Origin of the sequence: Aeromicrobium sp. CF3.5 (assembly GCF_051262695.1) — a bacterium.
In the GTDB taxonomy this organism is placed as follows: Bacteria; Actinomycetota; Actinomycetes; order Propionibacteriales; family Nocardioidaceae; genus Aeromicrobium.
This window is the reverse complement of record NZ_JBIMEZ010000014.1, coordinates 1-15,542: the sequence shown is the minus strand read 5'-3', so window position 1 is coordinate 15,542 and position 15,542 is coordinate 1. Positions and strand designations below refer to the sequence as shown.

At 66.7% G+C, this 15,542-nt stretch carries 17 protein-coding genes; 9 read left to right on the top strand and 8 right to left on the bottom strand.

The genetic code is table 11. The features are described from left to right. Positions 1-121 precede the first annotated feature (121 nt). Entirely contained in the window at positions 122-778 is a 657-nt protein-coding gene (locus ACHAA3_RS16415; protein WP_435710166.1) for a TetR/AcrR family transcriptional regulator, read from the top strand. A 26-nt stretch (positions 779-804) separates the two neighbouring features. Here ACHAA3_RS16415 and ACHAA3_RS16410 read toward each other — a convergent pair whose 3' ends face one another. Genes ACHAA3_RS16410 through ACHAA3_RS16400 form a run of 3 tightly spaced genes read right to left on the bottom strand, consistent with a single transcriptional unit; the run spans position 805 to position 4,111 of the window. After that, on the bottom strand, positions 805-1,452 hold the full coding sequence (locus ACHAA3_RS16410; RefSeq protein WP_435710165.1) for a response regulator transcription factor: 648 nt from the start codon (positions 1,450-1,452) through the stop codon (positions 805-807). Next, on the bottom strand, positions 1,440-2,666 hold the full coding sequence (locus ACHAA3_RS16405) for a sensor histidine kinase (protein WP_435710164.1): 1,227 nt from the start codon (positions 2,664-2,666) through the stop codon (positions 1,440-1,442). The genes ACHAA3_RS16410 and ACHAA3_RS16405 overlap by 13 nt, the downstream gene beginning before the upstream one ends. A gap of 17 nt (positions 2,667-2,683) precedes the next feature. Further along, positions 2,684-4,111: a VTT domain-containing protein gene (locus ACHAA3_RS16400; RefSeq protein ID WP_435710163.1), complete on the bottom strand. Its 1,428-nt coding sequence runs from the start codon at positions 4,109-4,111 to the stop codon at positions 2,684-2,686. Between the two features lie 211 nt (positions 4,112-4,322). On the opposite strand from ACHAA3_RS16400, the gene ACHAA3_RS16395 reads away from it, so the two are divergent. Beyond that, positions 4,323-5,453, top strand: a complete 1,131-nt coding sequence (locus ACHAA3_RS16395; protein ID WP_435710162.1) for a glycosyltransferase family 4 protein — start codon at positions 4,323-4,325, stop codon at positions 5,451-5,453. 82 nt (positions 5,454-5,535) lie between these two features. Next, positions 5,536-5,964: a hypothetical protein gene (locus ACHAA3_RS16390; RefSeq protein ID WP_435710161.1), complete on the top strand. Its 429-nt coding sequence runs from the start codon at positions 5,536-5,538 to the stop codon at positions 5,962-5,964. Between the two features lie 30 nt (positions 5,965-5,994). Here the strand turns inward: ACHAA3_RS16390 and ACHAA3_RS16385 are convergent, their stop codons facing one another. Together ACHAA3_RS16385 and ACHAA3_RS16380 are read right to left on the bottom strand one after the other, a co-directional pair. Continuing rightward, positions 5,995-6,384, bottom strand: coding sequence for a hypothetical protein (locus tag ACHAA3_RS16385; RefSeq protein WP_435710160.1), 390 nt, complete (start codon positions 6,382-6,384; stop codon positions 5,995-5,997). Beyond that, a complete protein-coding gene (locus ACHAA3_RS16380; RefSeq protein WP_435710159.1) occupies positions 6,381-7,079 on the bottom strand; it encodes a FadR/GntR family transcriptional regulator in 699 nt (232 codons plus the stop codon). The genes ACHAA3_RS16385 and ACHAA3_RS16380 overlap by 4 nt, the downstream gene beginning before the upstream one ends. A gap of 65 nt (positions 7,080-7,144) precedes the next feature. On the opposite strand from ACHAA3_RS16380, the gene ACHAA3_RS16375 reads away from it, so the two are divergent. After that, positions 7,145-7,990, top strand: a complete 846-nt coding sequence (locus ACHAA3_RS16375; RefSeq protein ID WP_435710158.1) for a fumarylacetoacetate hydrolase family protein — start codon at positions 7,145-7,147, stop codon at positions 7,988-7,990. A 752-nt stretch (positions 7,991-8,742) separates the two neighbouring features. On the opposite strand, the gene ACHAA3_RS16370 is transcribed toward ACHAA3_RS16375, so the two are convergent. Further along, on the bottom strand, positions 8,743-9,093 hold the full coding sequence (locus ACHAA3_RS16370; protein ID WP_435710157.1) for a hypothetical protein: 351 nt from the start codon (positions 9,091-9,093) through the stop codon (positions 8,743-8,745). A 341-nt stretch (positions 9,094-9,434) separates the two neighbouring features. On the opposite strand from ACHAA3_RS16370, the gene ACHAA3_RS16365 reads away from it, so the two are divergent. The 5 genes from ACHAA3_RS16365 to ACHAA3_RS16345 all read left to right on the top strand — a co-directional run bounded on the left by ACHAA3_RS16365 (position 9,435) and on the right by ACHAA3_RS16345 (position 13,882). Continuing rightward, positions 9,435-9,830, top strand: coding sequence for a phage holin family protein (locus ACHAA3_RS16365; protein WP_435710156.1), 396 nt, complete (start codon positions 9,435-9,437; stop codon positions 9,828-9,830). Continuing rightward, a complete protein-coding gene (locus ACHAA3_RS16360) occupies positions 9,823-10,110 on the top strand; it encodes a DUF3618 domain-containing protein (RefSeq protein ID WP_435710155.1) in 288 nt (95 codons plus the stop codon). The genes ACHAA3_RS16365 and ACHAA3_RS16360 overlap by 8 nt, the downstream gene beginning before the upstream one ends. Then, positions 10,107-10,409: a DUF4235 domain-containing protein gene (locus ACHAA3_RS16355; protein ID WP_435710180.1), complete on the top strand. Its 303-nt coding sequence runs from the start codon at positions 10,107-10,109 to the stop codon at positions 10,407-10,409. Before ACHAA3_RS16360 ends, ACHAA3_RS16355 begins: the two co-directional genes overlap by 4 nt. Before the next feature lie 61 nt (positions 10,410-10,470). Continuing rightward, positions 10,471-11,841 carry a magnesium chelatase gene (locus tag ACHAA3_RS16350; protein WP_435710179.1) on the top strand — a complete coding sequence of 457 codons (1,371 nt, stop codon included), beginning with the start codon at positions 10,471-10,473 and terminating at the stop codon, positions 11,839-11,841. Continuing rightward, positions 11,834-13,882 carry a vWA domain-containing protein gene (locus ACHAA3_RS16345; RefSeq protein ID WP_435710154.1) on the top strand — a complete coding sequence of 683 codons (2,049 nt, stop codon included), beginning with the start codon at positions 11,834-11,836 and terminating at the stop codon, positions 13,880-13,882. The genes ACHAA3_RS16350 and ACHAA3_RS16345 overlap by 8 nt, the downstream gene beginning before the upstream one ends. Before the next feature lie 495 nt (positions 13,883-14,377). Here ACHAA3_RS16345 and ACHAA3_RS16340 read toward each other — a convergent pair whose 3' ends face one another. Continuing rightward, on the bottom strand, positions 14,378-14,830 hold the full coding sequence (locus tag ACHAA3_RS16340) for a hypothetical protein (RefSeq protein ID WP_435710153.1): 453 nt from the start codon (positions 14,828-14,830) through the stop codon (positions 14,378-14,380). Next, positions 14,827-15,542, bottom strand: a 716-nt coding sequence (locus tag ACHAA3_RS16335; RefSeq protein ID WP_435710152.1) for a hypothetical protein, incomplete at its 5' end; no start/stop codon positions are given. The genes ACHAA3_RS16335 and ACHAA3_RS16340, both read right to left, overlap by 4 nt.

The window sequence follows — 15,542 nt, the reverse complement described above, 5'->3', positions numbered from 1 at the left end:
GGAGCAGGGCCCGAGGCAGCGGCCGAGTGGTCGCCGACGTTGGGCATCGCGCGATGCGGTGACCGCTCCTCCGCTGCGCCGCCCGGGGCAGGACGCGTCGGCCGAACGGTAGGATCCCCGCATGGAGCACGCCGTCAATCCCGTGGGTTTCCGACCACCGCAGCAGGCCCGCAGTCGCGAGGCGCTCCGCAAGCTCCTGACTGCGGCCGAGGAAGTTCTCGCCGAGGTCGGTTACGAGGACTGCACGATGGCTGCCGTCGCTGAGCGCGCAGGTGTCTCGGTCGGGTCGATCTACCGACGCTTCGAGGGGCGAGATCAACTGTTGACGGTGTTGAAGGAGCGCATGCTGAGCGACCTGGAAGCCCGTATCGTGACCGCCGTAGACGCCGCTCCTCACAATCTGGACGGCATCATCCGCGCCTACGTCCATGCACTCGCGGTCGCCTTCACTCACGACTCGGCCGTTCTGCCGGACCTCTTCGGTAGAACGGATCGGCGTAACCTCAGGGACCCCGGGCAGGCTGCTCTGGAGGCTGGCTACGACTTCTTCGCGGCTGCGACCAAGCCGTACTGGTCCATGATCGAACGGTCGGACGTGGGCTACGCCGTGCGAGCGTCTGCTGAGACCATCTTGGCGTCGTTCGTGCACCGCGCCATGCGGGCACAGGGAGCACCGGAAAAGTTCTCCGGCGACGACTGGACTCGCTATGCCGACGAGCTGGCGGACATGGTCCTTGCCTATCTTCGGACGCCCGAGGACCTAAGCACCGCCAGGTGAGCGTGCCGCGCGGCGGGGTGTCGACGTCAACCGCGGTCGAGCCATGCCAAGACGGCAAGCACTCGACGGTTGTCGTCAGGTGCGGTGGGCAGGTCGAGCTTGCCGAAGATCGAGTTGATGTGCTTGCCGACCGCGCCCTCGGAGACGTAGAGCCGGGCCGCGATCGCGGCATTGGTACGACCCTCGGCGATCAGGGTCATCACGTCGCGCTCTCTTTCGGAAAGGTGGTCCAGGGGCTGCTGTCGCCGGGCGAAAAGGCGCGCGACCACCTCCGGATCCAATACTGTCCCGCCGCCTGCTACCTGGTCGACGGCCGCGAGGAAGGAGTCGACGTCAGAGACCCGGTCCTTGAGGAGATAGCCCACCGCACCTGCTCCATCGGCCAGCAGGTTGCGGGCGTAGAGCGGTTCGACATATTGACTCAGCACGAGGACGGGGAGCGGGCGGTGCGCCCGAGCGGCTATGACGGACTCGAGTCCCTCGGTGGTGAAGGTCGGAGGCAGGCGTACGTCGACCACAGCGATGTCGATGTCCTCGCGTTCGAGCGCTCGAACCAGCGAAGGAGCGTTGTCGACCGACTCGACCACCTCGACGCCACCGGTCTCGAGGATTCGGGTGAGTCCCACGCGGAGCAGGGCCTGGTCCTCGGCGAGCACAGCTCTCAGGCCTGACACGGCAGCTCCATGGTGATCTCTGTGGGACCCCCCGGCGGGCTCTCCACCGAGACCGTACCGTCGAAGGCGGCCAGTCTGCGGACGAGCCCGCTCAGTCCGCGCCCGTCGGCTGCGGCGCCGCCTCGCCCATCGTCGCCGACAACCAGCCGCAGCCGGGTGCCGTGGTGGGAACCGCGCACGAACGCGGTGGACGCCTCGGCATGCTTCACGGTGTTGGCCAAGCACTCGGCCACTGCGAAGTAAACCGCCGACTCTATGGGCTGCGGCAGCCGGTGGATCGGAAGGCTCACGGTGACAGGCAGGGGCAGGCTGACCGTGAGCGCCTCGATCGCCTCGGACAAGCCCTTGTCGGCAAGGACCGGCGGCATGATGCCGCGGACGAGTCCGCGCAGGTCTTCCAACGCTGAGACTGTCGTCTGGCGCGCCTCGCGCAGGAGGGTCGCGGCAGCTTCTGGGTCCGTCGCGACCAACTTCTCGGCCAAGCCGACGCTCATCCCGACCGCGGCGATCCGGGCCTGTGGGCCGTCGTGCAAGTCGCGCTCGATCCGGCGGATCTCTGCGGCCGAATGGTCCAACGTTTCCGCCCTGGACTCTTCGACCACGCTCACTCGCGCCGCGAGTCGCGCGGATGTGTCGCTGAACACGCTGCGGTCGACCAGCGCGCGGACCTTGACGACGGCCGGTGTGATCAGCCACCAGGCGACGACACCGGGACCACACAGGACCAGACCGCGCACGAGGTCGGAGCCATCGACGGTGAGACCCTTGATGATGAGTACAGTCGGCACCGCAAGGAGTGCCACCGGGAGGATCGAAAGCGCAAATCCCACCGTGATCGAGAACCACAGTCCGGCGAAGTCACGCCACCGCGCGGCGTCGCGCGCCCACACCAGCGGATGCTTCAACGCGATCCCGCTGGTGTCGCGGTAGGAGACCGGGATCTGCTCGTTGAGCAACAGGCCAGACAGCGTCCGATGCAGCACTGCGATCCCCTGAATCGACGGAACGACCGCGAGCATCACCACGTAACCGGCCCCGAACAACGGGGTCAGCGCGAAGCACAGAATCGTCAGCACGACAAGAGCAAGAGACGGCGCGGCCAGCACGGCATAGCCCGCCGAGACGACCGTCAAGCGCAGCCGTTCAGCCACCGCCTCGGCACGGACCCACTCCGCGCCCAGCCGGCCGACGGGCTTGGTCCATTCGATCTCCATTGCTCCAGAATGTCCCATCACGCCGCAAGCACGGGCGTCAACTCACCCACGCCTGCCGAGCTGAGTGTCGCCCTGCCCGGGTGGTTGGTCACCACCATCCACACCCGCGGGTCGGTCAGCAGACGACGCAACGGGCGGCCTTCATCTACCGTCCATACCAAGACCGGCATGTTCTGCCGGTGCGCCCAAGTAAGGAGTCGGAAGCAGCCGACTCGGTGGTCGACAGCCACCGCGTTCGCGCCGCAGCGGCGCAGTCGTCGGCCGGGGAAGAGCGCCGACGGCCATCGGTGCAGCCCGAGTGAAAGGCCCACCAACGTGCCGGGCGACCTGGCCTCCGCCCAGTCCCGCAGCGCACGGACGGACGCGTCGGCGAGCGTGGTGATCAAGAATGCAGAGCTCTCACCCATGACGGCCAGGGCGATTTCGGCGGCTCGGATCTCATCAGCCGCAGACCCTCCTGTCGGGTCGGTGAACTTGAGGTCGATATGCGCACGCTTGCCGTGGGCGCTGAGCAACTCCAGACCATCGCGGTAGCGCGGTAGTGGGCCCTCCCCGGCCTCGAGCAGCTCCACGTAGGCGCTGCTCGAGATCCGGCGGCGACGCCCATCGACACCGAGCGCCCGGCTGCCGTGATGAAGGACGAACTCTCCGTCGGCGGTGCGGTGAAGATCGAACTCGACGTACTCGACGGGCATCTGCATCGCCGAGACCAGCGACTCCCACGAGTTGTCCCGAGAACCTGACTGCCTGGCCGCACCGCGGTGAGCCGACACCATCGCCCGCGGACGCGAACCCATCCCCGGCGGGTCGGCACGCTTCAGAGTCCGGAGCGCACGCAGAAGCCGGTCCACGAGCAGACCCATCATCACGCCGACCACCACACCCACGACCACTGCCAGAAGCGGCTGGTCACGCAGGACGTGACCTGCCCCGACGCCAAGCATGCTCACCCACGCACCCCACATCACAGACCCAAGCGCTGCGAGCGGCGTGAACTGCGCCCTGGAGTAGCCGGTTGCTCCCGCGGCCATGCTGATGAAGACCCGCCCGGCCGGGACGAACCGGCCCGCCAGGACGTAGGAGCTGCCGCGCTGTTCCAGCGATGCGTGCGCCCGGGTCAGCGCGTTTCGCCCCTGTGCCGTGCGAGCCAGCCCCCACCGATTTCTCCTGAAGCGTGAGCCGAGCGCGTATGCGGTCATGTCTCCGCAGAAGGCGCCGAAGGCTGCTGCGGCAACGAGCAGGGCGACGTCCATGATCGAGCCACCTGAGCCGATGAGCGTCGAGGCGACAGCGATGACGACGGACTCGCTCGGGACCAGCGGGAAGAATCCGTCCAGCCAGCACAGCAGCACGATCACCACCATCGTCTGGGGCGACGTGCCCAGCGTGACGACGGCGGCCTCGAGCCCCGACAGCGCCTCGCCGATCAGGCTCAATGCGTTCATGACATCTCCCGGTGGGAGTCGATGAGGTTCATGATGACGACGCTAGGGATTTCGCAGAACGTCTGGAATCGGGTTGGACACCCAGTTGGGTAGGGAAATCACCACCCCAGAAGGGGACTCAACCAGATTCACCGCGGAGCCGCAGATGCCGAGAGTAGAAGGCATGACTGAAACTGCGCTCCGACCCCACCAGCCGCTTCGCGTGCTGGTCGTGACTGAATCCTTCCTCCCGCAGATCAACGGAGTCACCAACTCCGTGTGTCGGGTTCTTGAGCACCTCACTGCTCGGGGGCACACCGCAGCCGTGGTCGCGCCCACCGGGCCAGCCACGTACGCAGGTGCCCGGGTGCACCACGTCGCCGGTGTGGACCTACCGATGAACCGTGGCTTCACGGTGGGCCTGGCCACCCGGCGCCGACTCCAGCACATCATGGAGGCCTTTCGGCCAGACGTCGTCCACCTGGCGGGTCCCTTCCTTCTCGGCGCGGCCGCGATTCACGCAGCCCGCACGCTCGGCATCCCGACTGTCAGCATCTACCAGACCGATCTGATCGGGTTTGTCCCCCGATATCGCCTCGGAGCCGCCGTCGCACCGGTCATCAAGCGCCACGTGCGGCGTGTCCACCGGCTGACCGACCGCACACTCGCTCCCTCGACGGCAAGCCTCGAACAGCTCCACTCCCTCGGCGTCCCGCGCGTCCACTTCTGGCCGCGCGGAGTCGACACCGTGCGCTTCAACCCCGGCCGCCGCAACGCGCAACACAGACACACGTTGCTTCAGTCGCGGGACGTGCTCATCGGTTACGTCGGCCGGTTGGCCAAGGAAAAAGGGCTCGATCGGCTGCGGGCGATCCAGAACCTGCCGGGAACCAGACTGGTGCTGGTCGGGGATGGCCCTGAGGAGGCACACCTGCGCAGAGTCCTGCCTCAGGCACTCTTCCTCGGGCCTCAAGAAGGAGTCGAGCTCGCTGAAACATTTGCCTCTCTCGACATCTTCGTCCACCCTGGCGCGGACGAGACCTTCTGCCAGGCAGTGCAGGAGGCGCAGGCCAGCGCTGTCCCGATCGTCGGTCCCGATGCCGGGGGTCTGATCGACCGCATCGACCATGGCGTCAACGGACTGAAGTACACGACCGGAGACCCCACTGGTCTCATGCTCGCCGTCCAACGGCTGGCCGACGACCGTTCCCTTCGCCGACGTCTCGGAACGACAGCGCACGCCATGGTCGCGGGGCGGACCTGGGAGAACGTCAACGACAGCCTCCTCGAGCACTATCGGGACGTCATGTCGGGTTCGACCATCGCCGAGAGCGCCGACAAGCGTTATGAACTGGCCAGCTGACCTGCTCAGCCTGCCTTCTAACGTCACGGGGCTCGACATTCACCCGCCCGGTTGGGTGGCGCTCACGGTCATCGGTCTCGTCATGATCATCCCCTTCGGCCCGGCAGAGGCCGCTGCCATCGCCGCCGGCGCACTCGCCCACGGCGACGTGGTACCGCTGTGGGCGGCGGTCCTCGTGGTGGCCGCCGGCATGCTCGGTGGCGACTTCGCGACGTATGCAGCCGCCGGTCCGATGCTGGGCCGTGCTCGACGTCTCAGAGAGAGACGACCGCACTTCAGCGCGCTGTTGTCCATACTGGCAACTCGGCCGCTGTGCAGCGACGTCGGCCTTGCGGCCCTCCGCTTCATCCCCGGAGCACGTACCCCGACCGCACTCATGGCTCGCGAATTCGGCACCACCCGCACGCACTTCTGCGTGATCGTCGGCGTCGGGTCCCTCCTGTGGGCCGGACTCTGGACCGGCGGCGGATCCGCCCTCGCTGACGGCGCAGTCAACCTCATCACCCGATAGTCATCAACGAGACGAACCGAGCTCGGTGGCTCAGGCTCGGGACCACTGTCTGGCCACCGTGAACCGACGGACGATGAGAGCGTTGTGGGTGGTGGTGAGCAGCAGGTCGTAGAGGCCGAGCGTGTGCACGGCAGGCTCGTCCTCGAACATCCATCGCACGTAATGCGCTTGGGCGCGCCAGCGATGCCCTTCGGGCTGCACGATGAGGTTCGTGACGTCGTGTCGGTGGGTCGTGTGGGCCGACCAGATCCGTTCGAAGAAGGGGCGTGCGTCCTCCGGTCGATCAAATCCACCGGAGGGGAAGCGCACCTCGGCGTCGCCGAGAAGTGCCACTGCGGCATCGATGTCTTGGGAGTCTGCCATCTCGGTGTAAGAGTGCAGCAGGTTCGCGCTCAGGTGCCGGGCTTCGGTGGGGTTCACGGCTGCGATCCCGTCGGAGCGTTCGCCGTGGCGGAGTGTGTGGCAACTGCGCCGACGACGCGTTCGACGTCCCCGGAGGCGATCGCCTCGACCAAGTCGATGTGCGCTTGCTGCCGCAATTCGAGGTACCCGACGAAGTCGGCCTCGCCGTCGAAGGACGGGGTGGTCGAGGTGAGGTGCTCGAGGGTGGAGATGTAGACGGCACGGGCCATCTCGTTGGGGCAGATCAGGGCGATCCGTTCGTGCAGCGACCAGTTCGCCGCCATGAACGTCGCCCAGTCGGGGGCGTTTCCCATCGTCTTGACCAGGTCGCGTAGCTCGCGCACGTCGGAGTCGGTCCTGCACCGAGCGGCACCTTGGTCAACGAGCAGCTCGAGGTGCTCGCGCAGCTCGACCGCATCGGCCACAGTGGTCGAAGTCTCAGCGACCGACAGGAGTGTGCGTCGCAGTCGCACCACTGGGCCCCGGTTCGTGACGAACAGGCCTCCACCGCGACCGGGCCTGATGGTCACAGCCCCACGGTCGCGCAGCAGGCGGGCCGCCTCGCTGACAGTTGGCTTGGAGTACCCGCTTGCCATGCGCAGTTCGTCGAGTGTGCCGATCGGGTCCCCAGGAGCAAGGCGATCGCGACGGATCTGCTCCTCGATGGTGGCAGCCAGGCGCTCGGACCGGGACATCAGCGCGTGGGAAGTCACTTCGGCATGATACATCTTTACCATATAGAACATTTAGGTGTTTTCCTTAAACGAGGAGGAAGAGTATGAGTGTCCGTCTGGTCGGCTACCGCGGTGCTGACGAGGTCACGATGATTGGCAGTCTCACTCAGGACGGCGCGGAGGTGATCCCTTTGGCTGGGCTCGAGGAGTTCTGGTCCGATCCGCGTCGCTTCACACAGGCCGACGTGGTCGGTCTGCCAGCCATGTCGACGACCGAGGTCCTGCTGGTGCCCCCGGTGCTGCCTGGGGCTCGCGTGATCTGCATCGGCCTGAACTACATGAAGCACGTCGCGGAGGGTTCGTATGCTGCAGAGGGCGTACCACCGCATCCGACGTTGTTCGCGCGATGGCCGACCTCGCTCGCCGTCGACGGGGCCGAGATTCCGGTGCCCGCAGACGAGGACGGGCTCGACTGGGAGGGTGAAGTAGTGGCCTACGTCGGGGCCACCCTGTCTGAGGCGACACCAGAAGAGGCGCTCTCGGCGGTGGTGGGCTACTCCACGTTCAACGACATCACGGCACGGCGAGCGCAAAAGCTGACGTCGCAGTGGACCCTCGGCAAGAATGCTGACCGGTCAGGACCGTTGGGACCGCTGGTCCCCACAGAAGAGGTGGGGGACCTGCGCGACGGGTTGGAGATCAGGACCCGGGTCAACGGCGAGCTGGTGCAAGAGGGCAGCACCGATGAGATGGTTTACACCGTGGGCGAAACTCTGTCATTCATCAGTCGCACGTTCACTCTCAATCCCGGCGATCTTCTAGCAACGGGGACCCCGGCTGGCGTCGGCTACTCACGCACCCCTCCTTGGTTGATGGAACCAGGCGACGTCGTCGAAGTCGAGGTCGATCGGCTCGGCGTCCTGCGCAACACGATCATTGCCGGAGCATAGAGAATGTGACCTCCTCCGCGCAGCGGCGCAGGTCGGAGCGACGAGGTTGGTACTGTTCTGGGGTCTCTTGACCCCAGGCATCTCATCGACCGTGCGGAGCGGCAACGACGATTTCAGACTCATTCAAGGTGGCACGCCGGCCGCGCAAGTCGTGCACGACCTCGGCATGTCCCGGGCAACGTTCTGCTAACGGTCACGAGCCCTTGCCGATGACTCGGGGGCCGTGCCCGCGGACGACACGGAACTATCTGGGGCGGCCGCCACGTAACTGTAAGGTCAACGATTGAGAGCGGCGGAAACACGGGGACGGTTCACGCATCGGACCAAGGCGGTGGCTGCTACCTGGCAGGTGCATCAGCTGAGCAGAGCGGCGGGCCGCGGGGGAGCGGTGCCGCGTAATCTGTCAGGACCCCTGCGCACGCTGACTTCCGCAGTCACAGTTGAGTCATTGCTCCCCGCCGTGTACGGATCGGCCGGGGATTCCTCGTCCGAGGAGATCTGCGAAACGCTGCGCACCTCAGTCATCGTCGACTGGGACCGAAGGTCGATTGAAGTTTGGTAATGTCTCCCGCTCAAGACCCTCACACTCTCGCCGGTGTGGGGGTCTTGTTTCATTCCAGCGATCGTGGCCCTGAGCTGTGAAGCCGCCGTCGCTCGCTCGACGTGAGGCGCGGGAAGTAGGCGTGAATTCCGCCCCATGGGGTCCGGACCAGCCAGGACCAACCACCCGTGAGCCCCGCAGCGGGGATGGCTCAACAGCGCGGCGGAATGACGAGGCTGTTCGTGTAGACGGCGTCGGCCCTGGCCCACCCAGCCTTGCCGATGCTCGTGTTGCGGGCGTACACCCAGTCCAGGTTGTTGTCGTTGGTGCGAAGGCAGTGCACGTCGATGCCCTGACTCGCCGAGGATCCCCTGCCAGATCCCCGTCCAACGATCGTGCAGTCGGTGAAGCCGGCGGTCCGAATGGCCGTGCCGTTTCCCCACCTGAAGGAGCCGGTGCTGACCTTGTCGGGGTGGACGTCCCACTTGGGCCGGTGGCAATGGTTCGCGGCGAGGGCTGTGCCCGTGGCCACTGGCGCAAAGACCAGAGTCCCGACAGCCATGACGGCAGGCCCCGCCGGTCGTGAAACTCGCTTCATGGTCTTCCCCCTTCATGTTGGGACCCTCACGTGGGACGAGCCCCGGTAAGTCCCGCACGCCGCGGCTCGGTGTGAGGTGGCTCGCGCCGGAATATGGTCATCGGGCGACAGTCTGTCGATAGACCATCTGGCGAGCCCAAAACATTCAGCCCTTCCGTGAGCACGACGCGGCACACGAGTACCGCTTGTCCGTACGCGGGCTGATCGGCCGCCCTCGGCGCGGGGCACTATGTTTGACTTCGGTCCGGCCGGGGCACGAGGAAGCCAGGCGCTCACCGAGCCGCCGAGTTCTCGAAAGGATTTCCATGCCCGACAACGACGCATCGCTGCCCGAGCTGATGAGCCAGCTGTCCGACCAGGTGACGCGCTTGGCTCGCGACGAGATCGCACTGGCCAAGGTCGAGGTCCAGGACTCCGTCAAGCACATGGGCCTCGGTGCCGGACTGTTCGGCGGAGCCGGCCTGTTCGGATTCCTCGGACTGGCCGTGCTCGTGGCTGCCGCAGTGCTGGGGCTGGCTGAGGTCGTCCCCGGCTGGCTCTCCGCGCTCATCGTCGCGGCCGTGCTGTTCGCCATCGCCGGTGTGACGGCGCTGGTGGGCAAGAAGCAGATCGCCACCGCAGCCCCCGTGGCACCGGAGCAGACCATCGAGTCGGTCCAGACCGACATCGCCACCATCAAGGGAGCACGCGACCATGGATGAACGTGAAGAGATCGTGGCCGACATCGAGGCCACCCGCGAGCAGCTGGGCGAGACCGTGTCCGCCCTGGGTGAGAAGCTCGACGTGAAGGGACGTGTCAAGGACTCGGCCCACGAGGCCACCGAGAACGTCAAGGACACCGCCCACCAGGTCACCGAGAACGTCAAGGACTCGGCGCACCAGGCGACCGAGACCGTCAGGACCAGTCCGGTCATGCCGGCCGCCGTCGCCGCGGCATTCGTCGCCGTCGCCGGCACTCTCGTTTGGCGGTGGACCCGATGATGGCGCACCAGAAGCCCGCCGCGTCCACGTCGGCGAAGATCCTCTACCGTCCGGTCGGCATCGCGGGCTCGATCATCGCGGGCCTCGCGGCCAGCGCGGTCTACAAGAAGGTCTGGGCCAGGGCGGCCCCCAGCTCGGACGGCTCTACTCCTGACCCCCTGCAGAGCGAGTACGCGATGCGCACCGTGCTGACCGCAGCTCTCGTGCAGGGCGCGATCTACGGCGTCGTGAAGGCGGCGACACAGCGGGGCGGGGCTCGGCTCTTCGAGCGTGCCACCGGGGAGTGGCCAGGCAAGTAGCACCGCGCACCGAGCGGATCTGGTGCATCGCAGTAGCGTGGAAGACGTGACTGCTCCCTCCATGGCAACCGTCGGCGAGCTCCGGTCTTCAGGACATGTCCAGAAGACTCTGCGCGTCGAGATCCGCGACAACCTGCTGGCTGCACTGGCCGAGGGACGTGATCCGTGGCCGGGCCTGCACGGCTTCGAGTCCACGGTCATCCCGCAGCTCGAGCGTGCGCTGATCGCTGGGCACGACATCGTGCTGCTCGGCGAGCGCGGGCAGGGCAAGACCCGCCTGCTGCGCACGATGATCGGCCTGCTCGACGAGTGGACCCCGGTCATCGACGGTGCCGAGCTCGGCGAGCATCCCTTCGAGCCCATCACCGTGGGCAGCCAGCGCCGCGCGGCCGAGATGGGCGACGACCTCCCCATCGCCTGGCGTCACCGCGACGATCGCTACGCCGAGAAGCTCGCCACGCCCGACACGTCGGTGGCGGACCTGATCGGCGACGTAGACCCGATGAAGGTCGCCGAGGGTCGCAGCCTGGGTGACCCCGAGACGATCCACTTCGGACTCATCCCGCGCAGCCACCGCGGCATCGTGGCGATCAACGAGCTGCCCGACCTCGCCGAGCGCATCCAGGTCGCGATGCTCAACGTGATGGAGGAGCGCGACATCCAGATCCGCGGCTACGTCCTGCGTCTGCCGCTGGACACGCTGGTGGTCGCCAGTGCCAACCCGGAGGACTACACCAACCGCGGCCGCATCATCACGCCGCTGAAGGACCGTTTCGGCGCCGAGATCCGCACGCACTACCCGACCGAGCTCGACGACGAGATCGCAGTGATCCGTCAGGAGGCCGACCTCGTCGCCGAGGTGCCTGACCACCTGGTCGAGATCCTGGCGCGTTTCACCCGCGCCCTGCGCGAGTCCAGCGCGGTCGACCAGCGCAGCGGCGTCAGCGCCCGATTCGCCATTGCGGGCGCCGAGACCATTGCAGCGGCGGCCATCCACCGCGCCACCCGCCAGGGCGAGGACCATGCAGTCGCTCGTCCGGTCGACCTCGAGACCGCCGTCGACGTGCTCGGCGGCAAGATCGAGTTCGAGTCCGGCGAGGAGGGCCGCGAAGACGACATCCTCGACCACCTGCTGCGCACGGCGACCGCCGAGACGGTGCGGGCACACCTGCGCGGCATCGATTTCGCTGTGCTGGTCGAGGCGATCGAGAATGGCGTCATGGTCTCCACCGGTGAGCAGGTCACCGCTCGCGACTTCCTGGCCGGTCTGCCGGTCCTGGGGGAGTCCGAGATCTACGACGAGGTCTGCGAACGCCTCGAAGCCACCAACGACGGCCAGCGCGCCGGCGCCATCGAGCTGGCCCTGGAAGGTCTGTACCTCGGACGCCAGATCAGCAAGGACTCCGGAGGCGGCGAGACCATCTATGGCTAGTCGTCAGAACCGGCGTCTCACACGTGATTCGCGGTACGGCCGCTACGACGGCGGACCCGACCCGTTGGCACCACCGGTCGACCTGTCCGAGGCACTCAACGCCATCGGCGACGACGTCATGTCCGGCTATTCGCCCGAGCGCGCGATGGCCGAGTTCCTGCGCCGTGGCGGCGCGGATCAGGCGGGGCTCGATGATCTGGCCCGCCGGGTCGCCGAGAAGCGTCGCGAGCTGACCCATAAGCACCATCTGGACGGGACGCTGAACGAGATCCGTGAGCTGCTCGACAAGGCCGTTCTAGCCGAGCGCGGACAGCTGGCCCGCGACGTCGACATCGACGACACCGACCGCACGCTCGCCCAGATGCAGCTGGACAACCTGCCGAGCTCCCCGGCGGCCGCTGTCAGCGAGCTGGGCGACTACGACTGGAAGAGCTCGGAGGCCCGCGAGGACTTCGAGAAGATCAAGGATCTGCTCGGCCGCGAGATGCTCGACCAGCGATTCGCTGGCATGAAGAACGCCCTGGAGAACGCCACCGACGAGGACCGCGCCGCCATCAACGAGATGCTCGGCGACCTGAACCAGCTGTTGGAGTCACACCGCCGTGGCGAGGACACCGACGGCCAGTTCGCCGACTTCATGGCCAAGCACGGTGAGCACTTCCCCGAGAACCCGCAGACCATCGAGGAGCTGCTGGACGCACTGGCCCAGCGTGCAGCCGCGGCGCAGAGGATGCGCAACTCGATGTCGGCCGAGCAGCGCGCCGAGCTCGATGCCTTGTCCGAGCAGGCCTTCGGGTCCCCGGAGCTGATGGACTCGCTGGCGCAGCTCGACGAGAACCTGCAGGCGATGCGACCGGGGGAGGACTGGGGCGGATCCACGCCCATGGACGGCGACCAGGGCATGGGGCTGGGCGACGGTACCGGGGTGTTTCAGGACATCGCCGACCTCGACCAGCTCTCCGACCAGCTCTCGCAGTCCTACAACGGATCACGGATGGACGACCTCGACCTCGAGACGCTGGCACGCCAGCTCGGCGACGAGGCCGCCGTCGACGCCCGCACCCTGCAGGAGCTGGAGAAGGCGCTGCGGGACTCGGGCACCATGAAGCGCGGCACCGACGGCCAGCTGCGTCTGACGCCCAAGGCCATGCGCCAGCTGGGCAAGGCACTGCTGCGCGACGTCGCCGACAAGATGTCGGGGCGCCAGGGAAATCGCGATCTGCGTCAGGCCGGCGCCGCCGGTGAACGATCCGGTGCGACCCGGGCATGGGCCTTCGGCGACACCGAGCCGTGGGACGTCACGCGCAGCATCACCAACGCCATCACCCGAACGGCCGGCGAGGGCGGCTCGACTGCTGAGGGGGTCCGTCTGCAGATCGACGACGTCGAGGTGCAGGAGACCGAGGCCCGCACCCAGGCGTGCGTCGCGCTGCTGGTCGACACGTCGTTCTCGATGGCGCTCGACGGCCGGTGGGTGCCGATGAAGCGCACGGCCCTGGCGTTGCACACGCTGATCTCGAGCCGGTTCCGCGGCGACGATCTGGAGCTGATCGCCTTCGGGCGGCACGCCGAGACGATGGACATCGAGCAGCTCACGGCGCTGGACGCCTCCTACACCAAGGGCACGAACCTGCACCACGGACTGCTGCTGGCGAACCGGCACTTCCGCAAGCATCCCCACGCCCAACCGGTGCTGCTGATCGTCACCGATGGCGAGCCGACGTCGCACCTGGAGTCCAGTGGCGAGGTCTACTTCGACTACCCGCCACACCCGCTGACGGTCGCCTATGCCGTGCGCGAGCTCGACAACGCCACACGTCTCGGCGCCCAGACCACGTTCTTCAGGCTGGGCGAGGACCCGGGCCTGGCGCGGTTCATCGAGCAGATGGCACGACGGGCCGGCGGCACCGTCGTCGCGCCCGAGCTCGACGACCTCGGTGCTGCCGTGGTCGGCTCGTACCTGGGCTCACGCGCTCCCGGTGGGGGAGCCGGCGGCATGGGCGACATGTGGGGCGGCGGCCGCGGCTTCTGGGTGGGCTGACCCCCGCTGTCGAAGCGGGTTCAGAAAGCCACGAACTCCCTCTGCACCTAAGCCATGACGGGTGTACGCACGAGGATTCTCCAATACCGTGGACAGGGCCATCCGGGAACTGAACGCGGTACACGGTCTTGGTCAGGTAGCTGAGGTCGGCCTTGACCGTTTCGTCGGAAACCGGCTCGGTGTTGCTGTCCAGTATCGCGGGGCAACCCTGGGATCGGGAGGCTTGAATGTCGGCGAGCGGAGGCGGTGGTTGCTCGCGGGGAGTCTGGTCGGTCAACGGGGCGTCATCCACTTCGGTGTCTGAGTCGTTCGGTGAGTTCTCGCCGAACGCCCTGAGTCCAACGGCTCCGAGACAGAGTCCCGCTGCGATCAAGCAGACTGCGACGATGATCGACCCTCGTCGGGTTCTCCTCGAAAGCTCCACGGCGTCTCCTTCGCCTTCCTAGGTGAGATGGCTTCGAGCCTGGTGTTGCCGCGATCGCTCGCCACCTGAGATCAGAAGGCCACAATCTTTGGTTGGCGGTACGCGATCACGGGAGTGCCGCCGGGCCCGTGCGACGGGACCTCGACCGAACTATTCTTGACCCCGATCACGACCACGGGCAGATCGCCACATGAGGACCGCACGAGGAGTCGGAAGGAATTGTCTGAGGGGCGGTCGCCGAAGAACTCCTCGGACACCCACTCCTTGTCGGCCTCGGCTGTCTCGTCGGACACCCGTTCGGGGTCGGCGGCCAAGATCGCGCTGCAACCCTCGGACTGGGAAAAGTGGACTGTGGCGCGGGCGGGCTCCGGGGAATCTGTTGGAATCGGGCCCATCGGTGGGGCAGCGTCGGGTGGCTCTTCGGTCGACGGGGCCGCACGAACGAGCACCACGCAAATTCCGGTGGCGATCGCTACCGCGAGCACAGCGATCCACCCGCGACGCGCCTGCCACTGCTGGTTCATGGCGCATCCTCCGAGGGCGTCGGCGCAGTCCACGGCGATCTCGGCACGAGTCCAGGTGCTGACTGCCCGATCTCGACCGAGTCGATGTGCTTCCCGATCAACGAGTCGTCGTATGGCGGCAGGTAGCCGAGGTAAGAGGTGCCCTTGTCAGCAATCACGGTTCTCCCGTCGGTCTGAACCTCAACCTTCTTGACATGCGAGATCTGATAAGGAGTTGGCTCATCCAGGGAGACGGCATCGAAGAAGCGGCCAGCACCTTCACTGGTGAGGACAACGTCACCGCGTTCGACGGTCCAGTCCGAGAAAGCGAGGGCTTTCCAGGCAAGTTCGATGCCGTCCTTCGACATGAGCCACTGCATGTGCACGACTTGACGAGCAGTCACGTAGTTGCCGAAGACCAAGACATCCTTGATCCTCTTGTCCGGGCGAGTGACAAAGATGGTGACCTCGCCTCCGATGTCGTCGGACGTACTGAGGGTGAGCTGGCCTGCACTGATGGGTTCTGGCTCCCGGTACTGAGTGGTACGTCGGTCGGAGTACGAGACGTACGACCTCTGCGGAACTTCGACCGACACCTCCTCGTCCCCCAGAGTCAACCTGGGTGCGCCATTCGTGGCCTTCGTCGAAGGCGCCGGTGGATCGCTCGGTATCGCGGGACCGCTGCGGTCGCTCGGCGACGACCCTGTGAATCCGACGGCTGCTGCCGACATCA